At 67.8% G+C, this 14,750-nt stretch carries 17 protein-coding genes; 6 read left to right on the top strand and 11 right to left on the bottom strand.

The window, feature by feature from the left end:
• Nucleotides 1-80: 80 nt before the first annotated feature.
• The 3 genes from ACXI0U_RS03595 to kynU form a co-directional block, all read right to left on the bottom strand.
• The gene (locus ACXI0U_RS03595; protein WP_479549771.1) at nt 81-1,400 is read right to left on the bottom strand and encodes an OprD family porin; all 1,320 of its coding nucleotides are present in this window, start codon (nt 1,398-1,400) and stop codon (nt 81-83) included.
• A gap of 127 nt (nt 1,401-1,527) precedes the next feature.
• Complete coding sequence (locus tag ACXI0U_RS03590; protein ID WP_031287232.1) at nt 1,528-2,943, bottom strand: amino acid permease; 1,416 nt, start codon at nt 2,941-2,943, stop codon at nt 1,528-1,530.
• Nucleotides 2,944-2,973: 30 nt separating this feature from the next.
• Nucleotides 2,974-4,218 carry a kynureninase gene (gene kynU, locus ACXI0U_RS03585; protein WP_316926386.1) on the bottom strand — a complete coding sequence of 415 codons (1,245 nt, stop codon included), beginning with the start codon at nt 4,216-4,218 and terminating at the stop codon, nt 2,974-2,976.
• Nucleotides 4,219-4,477: 259 nt separating this feature from the next.
• Here kynU and ACXI0U_RS03580 point away from each other — a divergent pair, with 259 nt between their 5' ends.
• The 5 genes from ACXI0U_RS03580 to ACXI0U_RS03560 all read left to right on the top strand — a co-directional run bounded on the left by ACXI0U_RS03580 (nt 4,478) and on the right by ACXI0U_RS03560 (nt 6,400).
• Complete coding sequence (locus ACXI0U_RS03580; protein ID WP_021218031.1) at nt 4,478-4,612, top strand: hypothetical protein; 135 nt, start codon at nt 4,478-4,480, stop codon at nt 4,610-4,612.
• A gap of 106 nt (nt 4,613-4,718) precedes the next feature.
• Complete coding sequence (locus tag ACXI0U_RS03575) at nt 4,719-5,075, top strand: CidA/LrgA family protein (protein WP_431484850.1); 357 nt, start codon at nt 4,719-4,721, stop codon at nt 5,073-5,075.
• Nucleotides 5,072-5,770, top strand: a complete 699-nt coding sequence (locus tag ACXI0U_RS03570; protein ID WP_479549770.1) for an LrgB family protein — start codon at nt 5,072-5,074, stop codon at nt 5,768-5,770. The genes ACXI0U_RS03575 and ACXI0U_RS03570 overlap by 4 nt, the downstream gene beginning before the upstream one ends.
• Before the next feature lie 53 nt (nt 5,771-5,823).
• Nucleotides 5,824-6,102 carry a type II toxin-antitoxin system RelE/ParE family toxin gene (locus ACXI0U_RS03565; RefSeq protein WP_043242561.1) on the top strand — a complete coding sequence of 93 codons (279 nt, stop codon included), beginning with the start codon at nt 5,824-5,826 and terminating at the stop codon, nt 6,100-6,102.
• A 10-nt stretch (nt 6,103-6,112) separates the two neighbouring features.
• Nucleotides 6,113-6,400 (top strand): HigA family addiction module antitoxin, encoded by a 288-nt coding sequence (locus tag ACXI0U_RS03560; protein WP_043242556.1) that lies wholly within the window; start codon nt 6,113-6,115, stop codon nt 6,398-6,400.
• A gap of 69 nt (nt 6,401-6,469) precedes the next feature.
• On the opposite strand, the gene pbpG is transcribed toward ACXI0U_RS03560, so the two are convergent.
• The 6 genes from pbpG to ACXI0U_RS03530 all read right to left on the bottom strand — a co-directional run bounded on the left by pbpG (nt 6,470) and on the right by ACXI0U_RS03530 (nt 11,889).
• A complete protein-coding gene (gene pbpG, locus ACXI0U_RS03555; RefSeq protein WP_263401281.1) occupies nt 6,470-7,402 on the bottom strand; it encodes a D-alanyl-D-alanine endopeptidase in 933 nt (310 codons plus the stop codon).
• Between the two features lie 409 nt (nt 7,403-7,811).
• Nucleotides 7,812-8,156, bottom strand: a complete 345-nt coding sequence (locus tag ACXI0U_RS03550) for a hypothetical protein (RefSeq protein ID WP_479549769.1) — start codon at nt 8,154-8,156, stop codon at nt 7,812-7,814.
• 148 nt (nt 8,157-8,304) lie between these two features.
• Nucleotides 8,305-9,339 carry a 4-hydroxy-2-oxovalerate aldolase gene (dmpG, locus tag ACXI0U_RS03545; RefSeq protein WP_479549768.1) on the bottom strand — a complete coding sequence of 345 codons (1,035 nt, stop codon included), beginning with the start codon at nt 9,337-9,339 and terminating at the stop codon, nt 8,305-8,307.
• A 12-nt stretch (nt 9,340-9,351) separates the two neighbouring features.
• Nucleotides 9,352-10,260, bottom strand: a complete 909-nt coding sequence (locus ACXI0U_RS03540) for an acetaldehyde dehydrogenase (acetylating) (RefSeq protein ID WP_479549767.1) — start codon at nt 10,258-10,260, stop codon at nt 9,352-9,354.
• 13 nt (nt 10,261-10,273) lie between these two features.
• Complete coding sequence (locus ACXI0U_RS03535) at nt 10,274-11,065, bottom strand: fumarylacetoacetate hydrolase family protein (RefSeq protein WP_479549766.1); 792 nt, start codon at nt 11,063-11,065, stop codon at nt 10,274-10,276.
• Nucleotides 11,062-11,889 carry an alpha/beta fold hydrolase gene (locus ACXI0U_RS03530; RefSeq protein ID WP_479549765.1) on the bottom strand — a complete coding sequence of 276 codons (828 nt, stop codon included), beginning with the start codon at nt 11,887-11,889 and terminating at the stop codon, nt 11,062-11,064. Before ACXI0U_RS03530 ends, ACXI0U_RS03535 begins: the two co-directional genes overlap by 4 nt.
• 294 nt (nt 11,890-12,183) lie before the next feature.
• On the opposite strand from ACXI0U_RS03530, the gene ACXI0U_RS03525 reads away from it, so the two are divergent.
• A complete protein-coding gene (locus tag ACXI0U_RS03525) occupies nt 12,184-12,960 on the top strand; it encodes an SDR family oxidoreductase (RefSeq protein ID WP_479549764.1) in 777 nt (258 codons plus the stop codon).
• 138 nt (nt 12,961-13,098) lie between these two features.
• Here ACXI0U_RS03525 and ACXI0U_RS03520 read toward each other — a convergent pair whose 3' ends face one another.
• Both ACXI0U_RS03520 and ACXI0U_RS03515 read right to left on the bottom strand, forming a co-directional pair.
• On the bottom strand, nt 13,099-13,488 hold the full coding sequence (locus ACXI0U_RS03520) for a steroid Delta-isomerase (RefSeq protein ID WP_479549763.1): 390 nt from the start codon (nt 13,486-13,488) through the stop codon (nt 13,099-13,101).
• A gap of 10 nt (nt 13,489-13,498) precedes the next feature.
• Nucleotides 13,499-14,701, bottom strand: coding sequence for an acetyl-CoA C-acyltransferase (locus ACXI0U_RS03515; protein ID WP_479549762.1), 1,203 nt, complete (start codon nt 14,699-14,701; stop codon nt 13,499-13,501).
• Nucleotides 14,702-14,750 lie beyond the last annotated feature (49 nt).

The following is a 14,750-nucleotide window of genomic DNA, read 5'->3' as shown; positions in this document are numbered from 1 at the left end:
GTCAGTTGTGCCCGATTGGGCAGTGCTTGCCATTGCAGAAATCGATGTGGGTGAAGCCCCCGGCCAGGCGTGCTGGCCGGTCAGAACAGGTCGATGGGGTAGTCGGTGATCAGGCGGAAGTCGTCGAGGTCGCCCGAGCCCTGGTCGCGATCGGCGCGGTGCCAGGCCTGGCGGGCGCGCAGGCTCAGGCCCTTGGCCGGCCCGGCCTGCACCACGTAGCGCAGCTCCAGGTTGGTTTCGCGGTGCTCGCCATCGGCGCCGTAGCGCCCGGCGTAGGGGCTGCCGGCGGGAATCCGGCTGCCGTCGATGCCCCAGCCGCGCACGTGACGGGCCATCAGCGACAGGCCGGGCACGCCGTAGCGCTCCAGCGCCAGGTCGTAGCGCACCTGCCAGGAGCGCTCATTGGGGCCGTTGAAGTCGGCGAACTGGGCGGCGTTGGGCAGGTAGATGGAGGCGCCCTGGTCCCGGCCGTTGCGGCCATTGCGGTCGTTGTCGCCCACGCCCAGGTAGTCGAAGGGCGTATCGCCGCCCACCCGTTGCAGCCCCAGCAGCCAGCGGTGCGCGCCGCTGCGCAGCCAGGTGGCGGCGCCCAGGGTGGTGGTGTCGATATCGCCGGCCCGCGCCTGGCCACTGTCGGTGGTGCGGTAGAGGGTCATCGTCAGGCCCAGTTCGCGGTCGCCCTGCAGTGCGTGGCGGCCGTCGAGGCTGGCGTAGTACTGGTTCCAGATGTCCTTGAAGCGCGCGCCGTAGAGGCTCACGTCCAGGCCGGGGGCGACCCGGTAGCGGCCGCCCAGGTAGTCGGCGCGCGGGGTGGTGACGCCCGCCATCACCGCCCAGAGGTCGCCGTCGCCGTTGGTCGTCACCGGGCTGGTGGACGAGGTGAAGTGCCCGGCCTGCAGGTCGAGCCCGTCGATCTCCTGGCTGACCAGGGCAATGCCGGTGGCGGTCTGCGGCACGATGCGGAAGTGGCTGACGCCGAACACCGGGGTGTCGGGGCGCTGCTCGCCGAGCGTGAGCATACTGCGCGAGTAACGCAGCTTGAGGGCGGCGCCGGCCTTGGCGTACTCGTCGGCGGGCTGGCCGTCGTCGTGCACGGGCAGGTTGCCGGTGCCGGTCTTGTTGGCCGGGGCATCGAGCTTCAGCCCGAGGTAGGCGAAGCCGTCGAGGCCGACACCGACGGTGCCTGCGGTGAAGCCGGAGGCGTACTGGGCGACGAAGCCCTGGGTCCAGTCGCGGGCGTCGCGGCGGCCATTCTCCTTGCTGCGGTTGAAGTAGGAGTTGCGCAGCAACAGGGTCGCCTGGCTGCCGGCAACGAAGCCCGGCGCCGGCTCGTTCGCCGCAAGGGCGAGCGGGCAGGCACAGGCGGCCAGCAGGAATGCCGGGAGGGTTCTGCGCAACATGGTTCGAGCCTCGTGAATTCTTGTTGTTCTTCGCGGCGCGCCCTATCCCGGGGCGCGCGCAGGCACCGGCCCACGGCGGGTGGGCGCTGTTGCCATCAGGGGGTGCGGGCCGTCCCTGGCCCGGGGATCAACGCTGGATCGGCAGCGGCTTGGGCGCGTCGCCTTCGAGCGGCGCCCGTTGCCGGAAGCGCAGGGCGTAGATCAGCAGGATCACCGCGAGGAACGGCAGGCCGCACAGCAGGGTGGGCGCGAACTCCTCGGTGAACAGCGTGGTGACCATCAGCGCCAGCATCAGCAGCAGGCCGGCGAGGCTGGTCCAGGGGTAGCCCCAGAGCTTGAACGCCAGGGGCTGGCCGCCCTGGCGGCGACGGAAGAACAGGTGGGTGAGGAAGATGCCCGCCCAGGTGAACATCGCGCCGAACATGGCGATCGACATCATCAGGGTGAAGGCCTTTTCCGGGTACGCCAGGTACAGCAGGGTGGCCAGGGCGATGCCCACCGAAGACAGCAGCAGCGCCGGCAGCGGTACGCCCTTGCCGCTCAGGGTGCCGAACACCTTGGGCGCCTGGCCGGCCCGGGACAGGCTGAACATCAGGCGGGTGGTGATGTACAGCTGGCTGTTCATCGCCGACAGCGCCGCGATCAGGATCACCGCGTTGAACACCGCGCCCGCATAGGGCACGCCGGTGGCTTCCATCACCGTGACGAAGGGGCTCTGCCCGCCGTTGTTCTGGCCCCAGGGCACGATGGCCAGGACCAGGGCGATGGTCAGCAGGTAGAACACCACCAGGCGCACCACGGTGATGCGGAAGGCACGGGTCACCGCGCTTTGCGGGTCCTTCGCCTCACCGGCGGCGACAGCGATCATCTCGATGCTGAGGTAGCTGAAGAAGGCCACGATCACCGCCACCCAGGTGCCCCACAAGCCGTTGGGGAAGAAGCCGCGGTCGTTGCTGTAGTTGGCGAAGCCGATGGCGGAATCCGCCGGCGCGCCGTAGACCACCCAGGCGCCGAGCAGGATGAAGACCACGATGGCGCACAGCTTGAGCAGCGAGAACACGTACTCGATGGCGCCGAACACCTTGACGCTGAAGGCGTTGGCCAGGATCAGCGCCACCGAGAAGGCCACCATCCAGTAGCCGCCCGGCACCTCGGGGTACCAGTACTTCATGTACATGGCTGCGGCGGTGATCTCGGTGCCCACCGCAAACACGATGGACGACCAGTAGGCGTAGCGGATGGCGAAGCCGAAGCCGGGCGACACGTAGAACTCGGCGAAGGAACCGAACGAGCCCGAGGTGGGGTGGCGCACGGTCATTTCCGCCAGGCAGCCCATCAGCAGCAGGGCGATCAACGCGCCGATGCCGTAGCTGACCAGCACGCTGGGTCCGGCGAAGCCGATGGCGAAACCACTGCCGAGGAACAGGCCGGTGCCGATGGCGCCACCGATGGCGATCATCGACAGCTGCCCGCTGGTGAGGCTCTGCTTGAGGCCTTTTTCCCGGTCTACCAATTGTTCGAATGAGCTTGTTGTTTTTGTCATCGCATTCTTGCTCCAGGGTTTGGCGGGGGCTCAGGTCACCGATTTACGGGCCAGGAACTCCGGGCGGTCCCATTCTTTTCGTTCGAGGATTTCACGCAGTGCCGCCACGCACTCCCAGACGTCCTGGTAGCGCGTGTAGAGGGGGGTGAAGCCGAAGCGCAGGATGTCCGGCGCGCGGAAGTCGCCGACGATGCCGCGGGCGATCAGCGCCTGCATCACCGGGTAGGCGTCGGCGTGGGCCAGGGACACCTGGCTGCCACGCTGCTCGGCGTCGCGCGGGGTGCGCAGCTCGATGCCCAGGCCTTGCAGCTCCTGGTCGCAGAGCTGGATGAACAGGTCGCACAGGGCCACGCTCTTGGTGCGCAGGGCCTGCATGTCGACGTCTTCGAATACCTCCAGCGCCGCCTCCAGGGCCAGCACGCCGAGCTGCGGGGCGGTGCCCACCAGCATGCGGTCGATGGTGGCGTGGGGCGCGTAGTCGTGGCTGAAATCGAAGGGCTTGGCGTGGCCGTGCCAGCCGGTCAGCGGCTGGCGCACCTGGGCGATATGGCGCTCGGCGACGAAGACGAAGGCCGGCGCGCCGGGGCCGCCATTGAGGTACTTGTAGCCGCAGCCCACGGCGAAGTCGGCGTTGGCACCGTTCAGCTCGATGGGCATGGCGCCGGCCGAGTGGCACAGGTCCCACACCACCAGGGCGCCGACTTCATGGGCTCGGGCGGTGATGGCGGCCATGTCGTAGCGGCGGCCGGATTTGAAGTTCACGTGGGTCAGGGAGAGGATCGCCACGCTCTCGTCGAGGGCGTCGAGCACCGCGTCCGGCTCCACGCAGCGCAGCTCGCAGCCGGTCAGCTCGGCCACGCCATCGGCGATGTAGACGTCAGTGGGGAAGTTGCCGCGCTCGGCCAGGATCACCTTGCGCGAGGGCTGCATGCGGGTGGCGGCGACCAGCACCTTGAACAGGTTGATGGAGGTGGAGTCGGCCACTATCACTTCGTGGGCCTGGGCGCCGATCAGGCGGGCGATCTTGCCGCCGGTGCGCTGCGGGGCCGGGTACCAGTCGGCGTCGTTCCAGGAGCGGATCAGGCCATGGGCCCATTCCTTGCGCATCACCCTGTCGATGCGCGCCGGGACGTGGGCCGGCATCGCGCCGAGGGAGTTGCCGTCGAGGTAGATCTCGTTGGGCGGCAGGTCGAAACGGGCGCGGAATTGACCCATTCCGTCCTCGTTGTCGAGGCGCACGAAATCATCGCGGGTGAGAGGGGCGCTGCTGGACATGGCGATTCCTTGACTGCTTTGTTCTTATCGGTTGCACAGGCTCCCGGCTCGGGTCCGGGGCACCTGTTCGCATTAGGGTGAGCGGATGCTACCCCTCAGTCGCCATTACCTGAAAATAGAAATGCCCGAAGCAACTATTCCGAGCCGTTATAGCCAGCCACGACCACTGTGCTGGCGGTAAACAGCGCCCACTGCACCTGTTCAACGCCCGCCCGGGCAGATAGCGTTGCAGCAGTCGCCTCACTGCCCTGGGGAACTCATGGATTCGGAGTCGCTGCACATCCTGCTGGTGGTCACGGCCGCCGTCGGGGCCCACCTCGCCGTGCGCTGGTACCTCATCCACGGGCTCGCGCCCGACGAGGAACCCGACGACAAGGACGACTGGCTGGCCTGACGCCGCCGTCTGCACCGCCTTTTACCCCGGCAACTGGCGCTGTTTTCCAGGGCCGCGCACCTTTCATAGTGACGCTCCCTCGACTCGTCACTCGGAAAGCGTCGCCATGCTGCGCGGGATGTTCCTGCTGTTGTCGTTCCTGCTCCTGGGCTCGGCCCTCAACCACTTCGTCCTCCCGCTGCTGCCGGGGCCGGTACTCGGCCTGCTCCTGCTGCTGGCCTTTCTCGTGCTGCGCGGCGGGGTGCCGGCGACGCTGGGGGATGCCAGCGGCCAGCTGCTGAAATACCTGCCCCTGCTGCTGGTGCCGCCAGCGGTGGGGATCATGCTGCACGTGGAAACCATCGGCCGGGACTTCTGGGCCATCGCTGCGGCGCTGCTGGGCTCCCTGCTGGTGGGCATCCCGCTCACCGGCTGGCTGATGCAGGCGCTGATCCGCCGCGGCCGCCCGGAGCACCGCCCATGAGCGCCCCGCTGCTGCCCGGCGTCAGCGACCACCCGCTGTTCCACCTCGCCCTGACCCTGGGCGCCTACCAGCTGGCGCTGCTGCTGTTCGAAAAGACCCGCTCGGTGCTGGCGCAACCGGTGCTGGTGGGCACCCTGCTGGTGGTCGCCGCCCTGCTCGCCTGCGGCATCGACTACGCCACCTACCGCAGCGCGTCGAGCATGCTCTGGCTGCTGCTGGGCCCGGCCACCGTGGCCCTGGCGGTGCCGCTGTACCTGAACCTGCCACGCATCCGCCAGCTGTTCTGGCCGGTGCTCATCGCCCTGGCCGTGGGCGGCACGGTGACCCTGGCGCTCACCCTGCTGCTGGCCCACCTGCTGGGCGCCGGCCACGCCATGCTGATGACCCTGGCACCGAAATCGGTGACCTCGCCCATCGCCATACTGGTGGCCGAGCAACTGGGCGGCAGCGCCTCGCTGGCGGCGGTGTTCGTGATGATCACCGGCGTACTCGGCGCCGCCCTCGGCCCGGCCCTGCTGCGCCTCGCCCGGGTCACCCACCCCGCCGCGCGCGGCCTCGCCCTGGGCCTCACTGCCCACGCCGTCGGCACCGCCCAGGCACTGCAGGAAAACAGCGAGACAGGCGCCTTCGCCGCCCTGGCCATGAGCCTGGCGGGCGTGGCGACGGCGGTGCTGTTGCCGGTGTTGTTGGGGTGAGGTGCCGGGCGGCAGCTTGCAAAGCGTGACCCAATGGATCACGATTCTTCGCCATGATCAGGAGCTTCAGGCACAAGGGATTACGTCTCTTCTACGAGACGGGCTCGACGAAGGGCATCATCGCGGAGCACGCCAAGCGTCTGTCCCGCGCCCTGTTGATGCTGGAAAACGCCCACGGGCCGGCCGACTTGAATATCCCGGGCTGGCGTTTGCACCCGCTGAAAGGCGACCTGGAGTCCTGGTGGTCGATCAGCATCAGCGGCAACTGGCGCGTGATCTTCCGTTTCATCGACAACGACGTCGAACTGCTCGATTACCTGGACTACCACTGAGGAGGCCGACATGACCCAGCACAACCCTCCCCACCCGGGCGAAATCCTCCTCGAGGACGTGCTCCCCACGCTGGGCATCAGCATCGCGGAGATGGCCCGGCGCCTGAGCATCGCCCGCGAAACCCTGTCGCGGATCATGCACGGCCACGCGCCGATCAGCCCGGACCTGGCGGTACGGCTCGAACGCGCCGGCATCAGCACCGCGCGCATGTGGCTGGCCATGCAGGGCAGCTACGACCTCTGGCAAGCCGAACAACGCGAGCAGCCGCCCATCGAGCGCTTCGCCGAAATCGCCTGAGCACGACAAGGCCGGCAGGGTTGAACCCCGCCGGCCTGGATCACTGGACGTGAAGAACGACGCGCCGGATCAGTTCGGCGTGGCGATCATCTGCTGCTTGCGCGCCGAGTCCTTCTGCTGGCGGTAGGCCTTGGCGGCGACCGGGATGGGGCCGCTCTTGCCGGTTTCCACCCAGCGGCGCATGCGCGTGGCGTCGGCGAAGTGGGTGTACTTGCCGAAGGCGTCGAGCAGCACCATGGCCACCTGCTGGTTGCCCATGCGGGTGCGCATCACCAGGCAGTGGCCGGCCTCGTCGGTGAAGCCGGTCTTGGTCAGCTCGATGTTCCAGTCAGCCTTGCGGGTGAGGTGGTTGGTATTGCTGAAGCCCAGGCTGTAGCGCGGCTTGACGAAGGTGATGGTCTTTTCCTTGGTGGTGCTGAGCTCGCTGAGCAGCGGGTACTTGTTGCTCGCCACCAGCAGCTGCACCAGGTCGTGGGCGGTGGAGACATTGTTCAGCGACAGGCCGGTGGGCTCGACGAAGCGGGTGTGCTTCATGCCCAGGGCACGGGCCTTGGCGTTCATCGCGGCGATGAAGGCCGGGTAGCCGCCCGGGTAGTGGTGGGCCAGGGTTGCGGCGGCGCGGTTCTCGGACGACATCAGCGCCATCAGCAGCATGTCGTGGCGGGTGGCCTGGCTGCCCAGGCGCACGCGCGAGTACACGCCCTTCATTTCCTTGGTCTGGCTGATGTCGATGGCGATGACTTCGCTCATCGACTGCTTGGCTTCGAGCACCACCAGGGCGGTCATCAGCTTGGTGACCGAAGCGATGGGCACCACCAGGTCGGGGTTGTTGGAATAGATGATCTTGTTGGTCTTCAGGTCCAGCAGCATGGCGCTGCCGGAGGCGAGTTGCAGTTGCGCCGGGTCGCGCAGGGGCGCGGGGGTCTGGGCGTTGGCAGGGCTGGCCAGCGCGAGGCTGGTGCAGAGGAACAGGGCCTTGAAGAGCGAGGTTCGGATTTTCACGTGACGGGCTACCAGATGCAGATTGGGATGAAGATCGCCGTTGCGAACTGGTCGACATTATAGAGAACAAAAAGCCCGTGGATTCAGCCCCCACCGGTCGCCGGCAGGCTTTTTTTCGCAGCACGTTCGCAGCGGGAGGGCCAAGCGAAGCGGGAGATCGGCGCAGAGGTGCCATCGGGAAAAACCGATCGCGAATGAATTCGCCCCCACAGGAGAGGCGGCAATCCACAGGCAGGGACATGACCGCTGCGTAGGGTGGATGGCGCTTTTTTCATCCACCAGCGATGCCCGGCATGACCTCGATTGGTGGACCGATGAAGCGTGGTCCACCCTACGCTGCGGGTACATCCGCGATAGGCCGGCGGCCTGGCATCGCGAATGAATTCGCTCCCACAGAAACAACGACGGATCACTCGCGGCGGTAATACTGCGTGGTGCCCTGCCCCGGTACCCGCTCGATGATCAGGCCGTTGGGGTATTCGGTGGTCTGGCGGATGCCGCCGCGCTGCTGGATGTCCTGGGTGCTGTAGCCGGAGCTGCTGCGCGTGGAGTTGATGTCGCTGGGCACGCGCTGCCCGCCGTACACGTCGTAGCGCTGGCTGCTTTCGTAGGTGTCGACGCTGCCGCTGGCACCGGGGCTGACGTAGGTCTTGGGGATGACGCGAATGGTCTGCTGCCCGTTCGGTTCGGCGGCCAGGGCGGGAATCGCGCCGCTCGCCACCAGGGCCAGCAGCGCACAACGGAAGAGCTTCATGGCCGTACCTCGCTGAGGGTTGTGTGCCGATGATACGTCCGTTGGGCAACCGCCCCATGGCCGGGTTCGGGGCATGGGGCGGTTTTCTGATCAGTGGTGGGAAAAGGGCGGTGGTCGGAGCACCGCCCTTCCCGGGCTGAAGCCCGGGCTACGTGGGGAGTACGCCGCGCTGGCGGGAGAGGGTCAGGGCCAGGTCTTCGATCATGTCCTCCTGCCCGCCCACGGTGCCGCGCCGGCCCAGCTCCACCAGCAGCTCGCGGGCCTGGACGCCGTACTTCTGCTCGGCGCGCTTGGCGAACAGCAGGAACGAGCTGTACACGCCGGCATAGCCCAGGGTCAGCGCATCGCGGTCGACGCGGATAGGCTGGTCCATCATCGGCACCACCAGGTCCTCGGCCACGTCCATGATGCGGTAGAGGTCGATGCCGCTGTTCACGCCCATGCGCTCCAACACCGCGACGAACACCTCCAGCGGCGTGTTGCCCGCCCCGGCGCCGAGCCCGGCCACCGAGCCGTCAATGCGCGCCGCGCCAGCCTCGATGGCGGCCAGGGAGTTGGCGATGGCCATGCCCATGTTGTGGTGGCCGTGGAAGCCCACCTCGGTGCCCGCCTCCAGCCCCGCGCGCAGCACGCCGATCTTCTCGCTCACCTCGTCGGGCAGCATGTAGCCGGCCGAGTCGGTGCAGTAGATGCAGTTGGCGCCGTAGCTTTCCATCAACCGCGCCTGCTCCAGCAGTTTCTCGGCGCTGACCATGTGCGCCATCATCAGGAAGCCCACGGTGTCCAGGCCCATCTTCGCGGCCATGCCGATGTGCTGGCCGGAAACATCCGCCTCGGTGCAGTGGGTGGCCACGCGAATGGTGGAAACGCCGCAGCCGTGGGCCATCTTCAGGTGCTCCAGCGTGCCGATGCCCGGCAGCAGCAGGGCGGACACCTTCGCCTGCTTGAGCTTGGGAATCACCGCATCGAAGTACGCCTCGTCCGAATGGGCCGGGAAGCCGTAGTTCAGCGAGCTGCCGCCCAGGCCATCGCCGTGGGTGATCTCGATCAGCGGCACGCCGGCGGCGTCGAGCCCGGTGGCCACGGCGATCATCTCGTCCAGGCTGATCTGGTGGCGCTTGGCGTGCATGCCGTCGCGCAGGCTCATGTCGTGCAGGCGCACGTGCTTACCTTGCAGGTTCATGGGGTTCTCCAATCAGCGGGCGGGTAGTTTCAGAGCGCCCTTGTGGGCCTCTTCGGCGAACATCTCGGCGGTGCGCAGGCCGGCGGCGGTCATGATGTCCAGGTTGCCGGCGGACCTGGGCAGGAAGTCGCCCAGCCCCTCCACCTCGATGAACACCGAGACCTTGCGCCCATCGAATACCGGGCCGTTGATCAGCTTGTAGCCCGGCACGTAGCGCTGCACCTCGCGCACCATTTCCAGCACCGAGGCGCGGATCGCCGCCTGGTCCGGCTCGCCCTCGGTGAGGCAGTGGATGGTGTCGCGCATCATCAGCGGCGGCTCGGCCGGGTTGATGACGATGATCGCCTTGCCGCGCTTGGCGCCGCCGATCTTCTCCACCGCGCCGGCGGTGGTGCGGGTGAATTCATCGATGTTCTGCCGGGTGCCCGGCCCCACCGAACCGGACGACACGGTGGCGACGATCTCGCCGTACTCCACCGGCTGCACCCGCGACACCGCTGCCACCATGGGGATGGTGGCCTGGCCGCCGCAGGTGACCATGTTGACGTTCATCGCCAGCGTCGCCGCATGCTCGCGCAGGTTCACCGGCGGCACGCAGAAGGGGCCGATGGCCGCCGGAGTGAGGTCGACCATGATCACCCCCAGCTCATTGAGCTTGCGGCTGTTCTCGGCGTGCACATAGGCGGAGGTGGCGTCGAAGGCGATGCGGATGTCGTCGTCCAGCACATGCGGCAGCAGGCCGTCGACGCCATCGGCGGTGGTCTTCAGGCCGAATTCTGCGGCGCGCTTCAAGCCCTCGGAGGTCGGGTCGACGCCCACCATCCACACCGGCTCGATCCATTCCGAGCGACGCATCTTGATCAGCAGGTCGGTGCCGATATTGCCCGGCCCGATGATGGCCGCCTTGAGTTTCCTGTTCATGTTCGTGCCCCGGTCAGTCGCGGAAGGACACCCGGGCGCTGCCCAGGCCGTCGATGGTCAGTGAGAAGTCGTCGCCGGCGCGGGCCGGCTCCAGCGGCACCAGCGAGCCGGAGAGGATGATCTCGCCCGCCTTGAAGGGAATGCCCAGCGCGCCCAGGGTGTTGGCCAGCCAGGCCACCGCCGTCAGCGGGTTGCCCTGCACCGCCGAGCCCAGGCCCTCGCTGATGCGCGTGCCGTTCTTGAACACCTGCATGCGCAGGTTGGGCAGGTCCAGCTCACGCGGGTCCACCTGCTCGCGGCCAAGCACGAACACCCCACAGGAGGCGTTGTCGGCCACCGTGTCCTGGATGCGGATCTTCCAGTCGTGGATGCGCGAGTCGACGATCTCGAAGCAGGGCATCACGTACTCGGTGGCGTCCAGCACGTCCTGTTCGGTGACGCCCGGCCCCTGCAGGTCATGCTTGAGGCGGAAGGCGATCTCGCCCTCGGCGCGCGGCTGGATCAGGCGGTTGGCGGAGAGGGAAATCTCCGCACCATCCTCGAACGCCATGTCGCGGGTGATGAAGCCGAAGTCCGGCTGGTGCACATCGAGCATGCGCTGCACCGCCACCGAGGTGACGCCGATCTTCTTGCCCACCACCACATCCCCCGCCGCCACGCGCCGCTCCATGGCGTAGAGGGACACGCGGTAGGCGTCGTCGAGGGTGATCTCGGGCCAGCGGGTGGTCAGCGGTTCCAGGGTGCGACCACCGATCAGCGCCTGGTAGAGCGCCTCGCCGTGCAGGCGATGCAGCACCTCGTTCATGGCCGGCCCTCCGCGAGGAAGTCCAGGCAGGTGCGGTTGAACAGCTCGCGGTGCTCCACCATCACCCAGTGCCCGCATTCGCTGAGCAACACGAAGCGGATGCTGCGGCAGCGCTCCATCATCGTCTGCGCGCCGGATACCGGGCAGAACCGGTCGTTCATGCCCCAGAAGCCGAGGATCGGGCAGGCCAGCTCCGCCAGGCGCGCGGTGAGGTTGGGCACCTGCATGCTGGCGAGTACGCAGCGCGGTTGCTGCTGCACCACGGCCACGCGCTCGTGGACGGTTTCGTCGGTGATCAGCGCCGGGTCGAACAGCTGCAGGCCCAGCAGGCGGCGCATGCCGGCGGCGTCGTTGAGCTCGCCATTGGCGAAGGCCGCGCCCATCTTCTGGATGCCCTCCATCTGCAGGTAGTACTGTTCCTTCTCCATCAGCCCGCCGGGCGCCATCAGCACCAGGCGGCTCACGCGCTTGGGCTCGTTCAGCGCCAGCTGGAGGGCGATGGCCCCGCCCAGGGAGTTGCCCACCAGCACGCAGCGCTGGATATCCAGCGCATCCAGCAGGCCGCTCAGGGCGGCGACGAAGAAGTCCAGGCTGTAGACGGTTTCCGGCTTATCGGAGGCGCCATAGCCGGGCAGGTCCGGCACGATCACCCGGTAGCCGAAGCTGACGAACACCGGGTGGTTCTGCTTGAAGTTGCTGTGGCCGCTGGCCCCCGGGCCGCTGCCGTGGATGAACACCACCGGCTCACCCTCGCCGATGTCCAGGTAGTGCAGTCGCAGGCCATCCGGCAGCGTGGCGAATCGCCCTTGCGGTAGCGCGCCCATGGAGCTCTCCTCGGTTGGTTGTCGTAGCCGGATTATTCGGCCCACCCCGCTGGGCAACATCGTCCGAGAGGACTAGCAGCGCCCCGGCACTCCCCCTTCCCCGTGGGAGCGAATTCATTCGCGAAAGGGGCGCGAAGCGGCCCCGCTCTTCAGGGCAGCCCTGCGGGCTGCATCGCGAATGAATTCGCTCCCACAAAAAGCAGCCCCATCGCCCGCCTTCTAGTCCCCTCGGACGTGGGCGGCGACGCGGGCAGGCAATAGCCTCGCTTCATCAATAAACACGAGGAGGCAGCGATGGGCGATGCACTGGATTTCACCGGCAAGGTGGTGCTGGTAACGGGTGGCGGCAAGGGCGTGGGGCGGGGCATCAGCCTGCGCTTTCTGCAACAGGGCGCCGAGGTGGTGATCTGCGGGCGCCAGGCGCCGGATGAGCTGCCCTGCCACGCGGGGCGCAGCGCCCACTTCATCCCCTGCGATGTGCGCGACATCGAGCAGCTGCAGGCGCTGGTGCACGGCATCGAAACGCGCCTCGGCCGGCTGGACGTGCTGGTCAACAACGCCGGCGGCGCGCCCCACGCCGAGGCGGCCACGGCCTCGCCGCGCTTTTCCGAATCCATCCTGCGCCTCAACCTGCTGGCCCCGCTCAACCTCTGCCAGTTGGCCAACGGCATCATGCAGGGGCAGGCCGAAGGCGGCGCCATCATCAACATCTGCAGCGTCAGCGCCACCCGCCCCTCCCCCGGCACCGCCGCCTATGGCGCGGCCAAGGCCGGGCTGCTCAACCTCACCCGCTCGCTGGCGGTGGAATGGGCACCCAGGGTGCGGGTCAACGCCGTGACCGCTGGGCTCATCCTCACCGAGCAGGCCGAGCTGCATTACGGCGATGCCGAAGGCGTCGCGCGAGTCGCGGCGGGCATCCCCCTGCAACGCATGGCCACGCCGGAAGACATCGGCGACGCCTGCCTCTACCTCGCATCCAAGCTTTCCAGCTACGTGAGCGGCGCGGATATCTGCGTGCATGGCGGCGGGGAGAAACCGGCCTTTCTCGATGCCGCCGGCGTGAATCCGTAGGTACCCGGCTCCGGAAACACCGCCACGACTTGAAGCGCATTGATGGGTTTCGCTTCGCTCTACGCCATCCTACGGTGACTCCCTCGCAGGATGGGTAGAGTTAGGAAACCCATCAATCCCGAGCCGCAGGCTCCGGGCTCACGACGCGTCCCGGGGCACAACGTTGGCCTCGCCCCAATAGGCCTTCATCGAACGGATCAGGCCGTCGTCGTCGAACTCCATCACGTCGATCACCTGGATCGAGCAGGGCGCGCCGTTCCAGTCCAGGTCGACGCAGAAGGGCACCGCGCCGCTGCCGGCATGGCTGGCGGACACCGGGCCGGTCTGTCGGGCGCGGGCGTTGGCGCGGCCCAGGCCCTCGCGGTAGAACTGCGCGATGGCCTCGCGCCCACGGTGCAGCGGGCTGCCCACCGGGTCTTCCACCGTGGCATCAAGGGCATAGAGCGCGACGATGCCGTCGATATCGCAGGCGTCCACCAATTCGATGTAACGCGCCATGGTCTGCTGGATCTGTTGCGGGCTGATCATAGAAGGCTCCTTAAGCGACTTCGAAGAGAGCGGCGGCACCCATGCCGCCACCGATGCACATGCTCACCACCACGTAGCGCACGCCACGGCGCCTGCCCTCGATCAGCGCATGGCCGACCATGCGCGCGCCGGACATGCCGAACGGGTGGCCGATGGCGATGGCGCCGCCGTTGACGTTGAGGCGCTCGTCCGGGATGCCCAGTGCATCGCGGCAATGCAGCACCTGGCAGGCGAAGGCCTCGTTCAATTCCCACAGGCCGATGTGATCCACGCTCAGGCCGTGGCGCTTGAGCAGCTTGGGGATGGCGAATACCGGGCCGATGCCCATCTCGTCGGCATCGCAACCGGCCACCGCCAGGCCGCGATACAGGCCCAAAGGCTCAAGGCCACGGCGCGCCGCCTCCTGGGCGCTCATCAGCACCGAGGCCGAGGCGCCGTCGGACAGCTGCGACGCATTGCCGGCGGTGATGAAGCGCCCGGGCCCCGTCCACTGGCCGCCCGCCCACACCGGCGCCAGGGCGGCGAGGCTCTCGCGGCTGGTGTCGGCGCGGTTGCACTCGTCGCGGGTCAGGGTCACCGGCTCGTGGCGGCTCTCGCCGCTGGCCTTGTCCACCACCAGGCGCTGTGCGGCCAGGGGTGCCAGCTCGGCGTCGAACAGCCCGGCGGCCTGGGCCCGGGCGGTGCGCAGCTGGCTCTGGTAGGCGTATTCGTCCTGGTCTTCGCGGCTGATGCCGTAGCGCTCGGCGACGATCTCGGCGGTCTCGATCATCGGTATGTAGGCGCGCGGGTCGTGCAGCATCGCCGCCTCGGACTGGTTGCGGTAGCTGTTCTTGTGCTTGTTCTGCACCAGGGAGATGGACTCCAGGCCACCGGCGACGGCAATGTCCAGCTCGTCGCAGATGATGCTCTTAGCGGCCATCGCGATGCTCATCAGCCCCGAGGAACACTGGCGCTCCACCGCCATGCCGGCCACGCTCGACGGCAGCCCGGCGGCCATGGCGCAGAGGCGCCCGAGGTTATAGGCCTGGGTGCCCTGCTGGGCGGCGGCACCGATGATCACATCGTCCACCTCCCCCGGCTCCACGCCCGCGCGGCGCAGCGCTTCGCGCACCACATGCCCGCCCATCGCCGGCGCCTCGGTGTCATTGAACGCCCCACGGAAGGCCTTGCCGATGGGTGTGCGGGCGGTGGAAACGATTACGGCTTCTTTCATCCTGGTGTCCTCGAATTCATGGGGCTCATGGGGCTCTTTGTGGGAGCGA

The sequence above is a fragment of the Pseudomonas sp. C9D1 genome (assembly GCF_056491235.1).
This window is presented reverse-complemented; position numbering and strand designations above follow the sequence as displayed.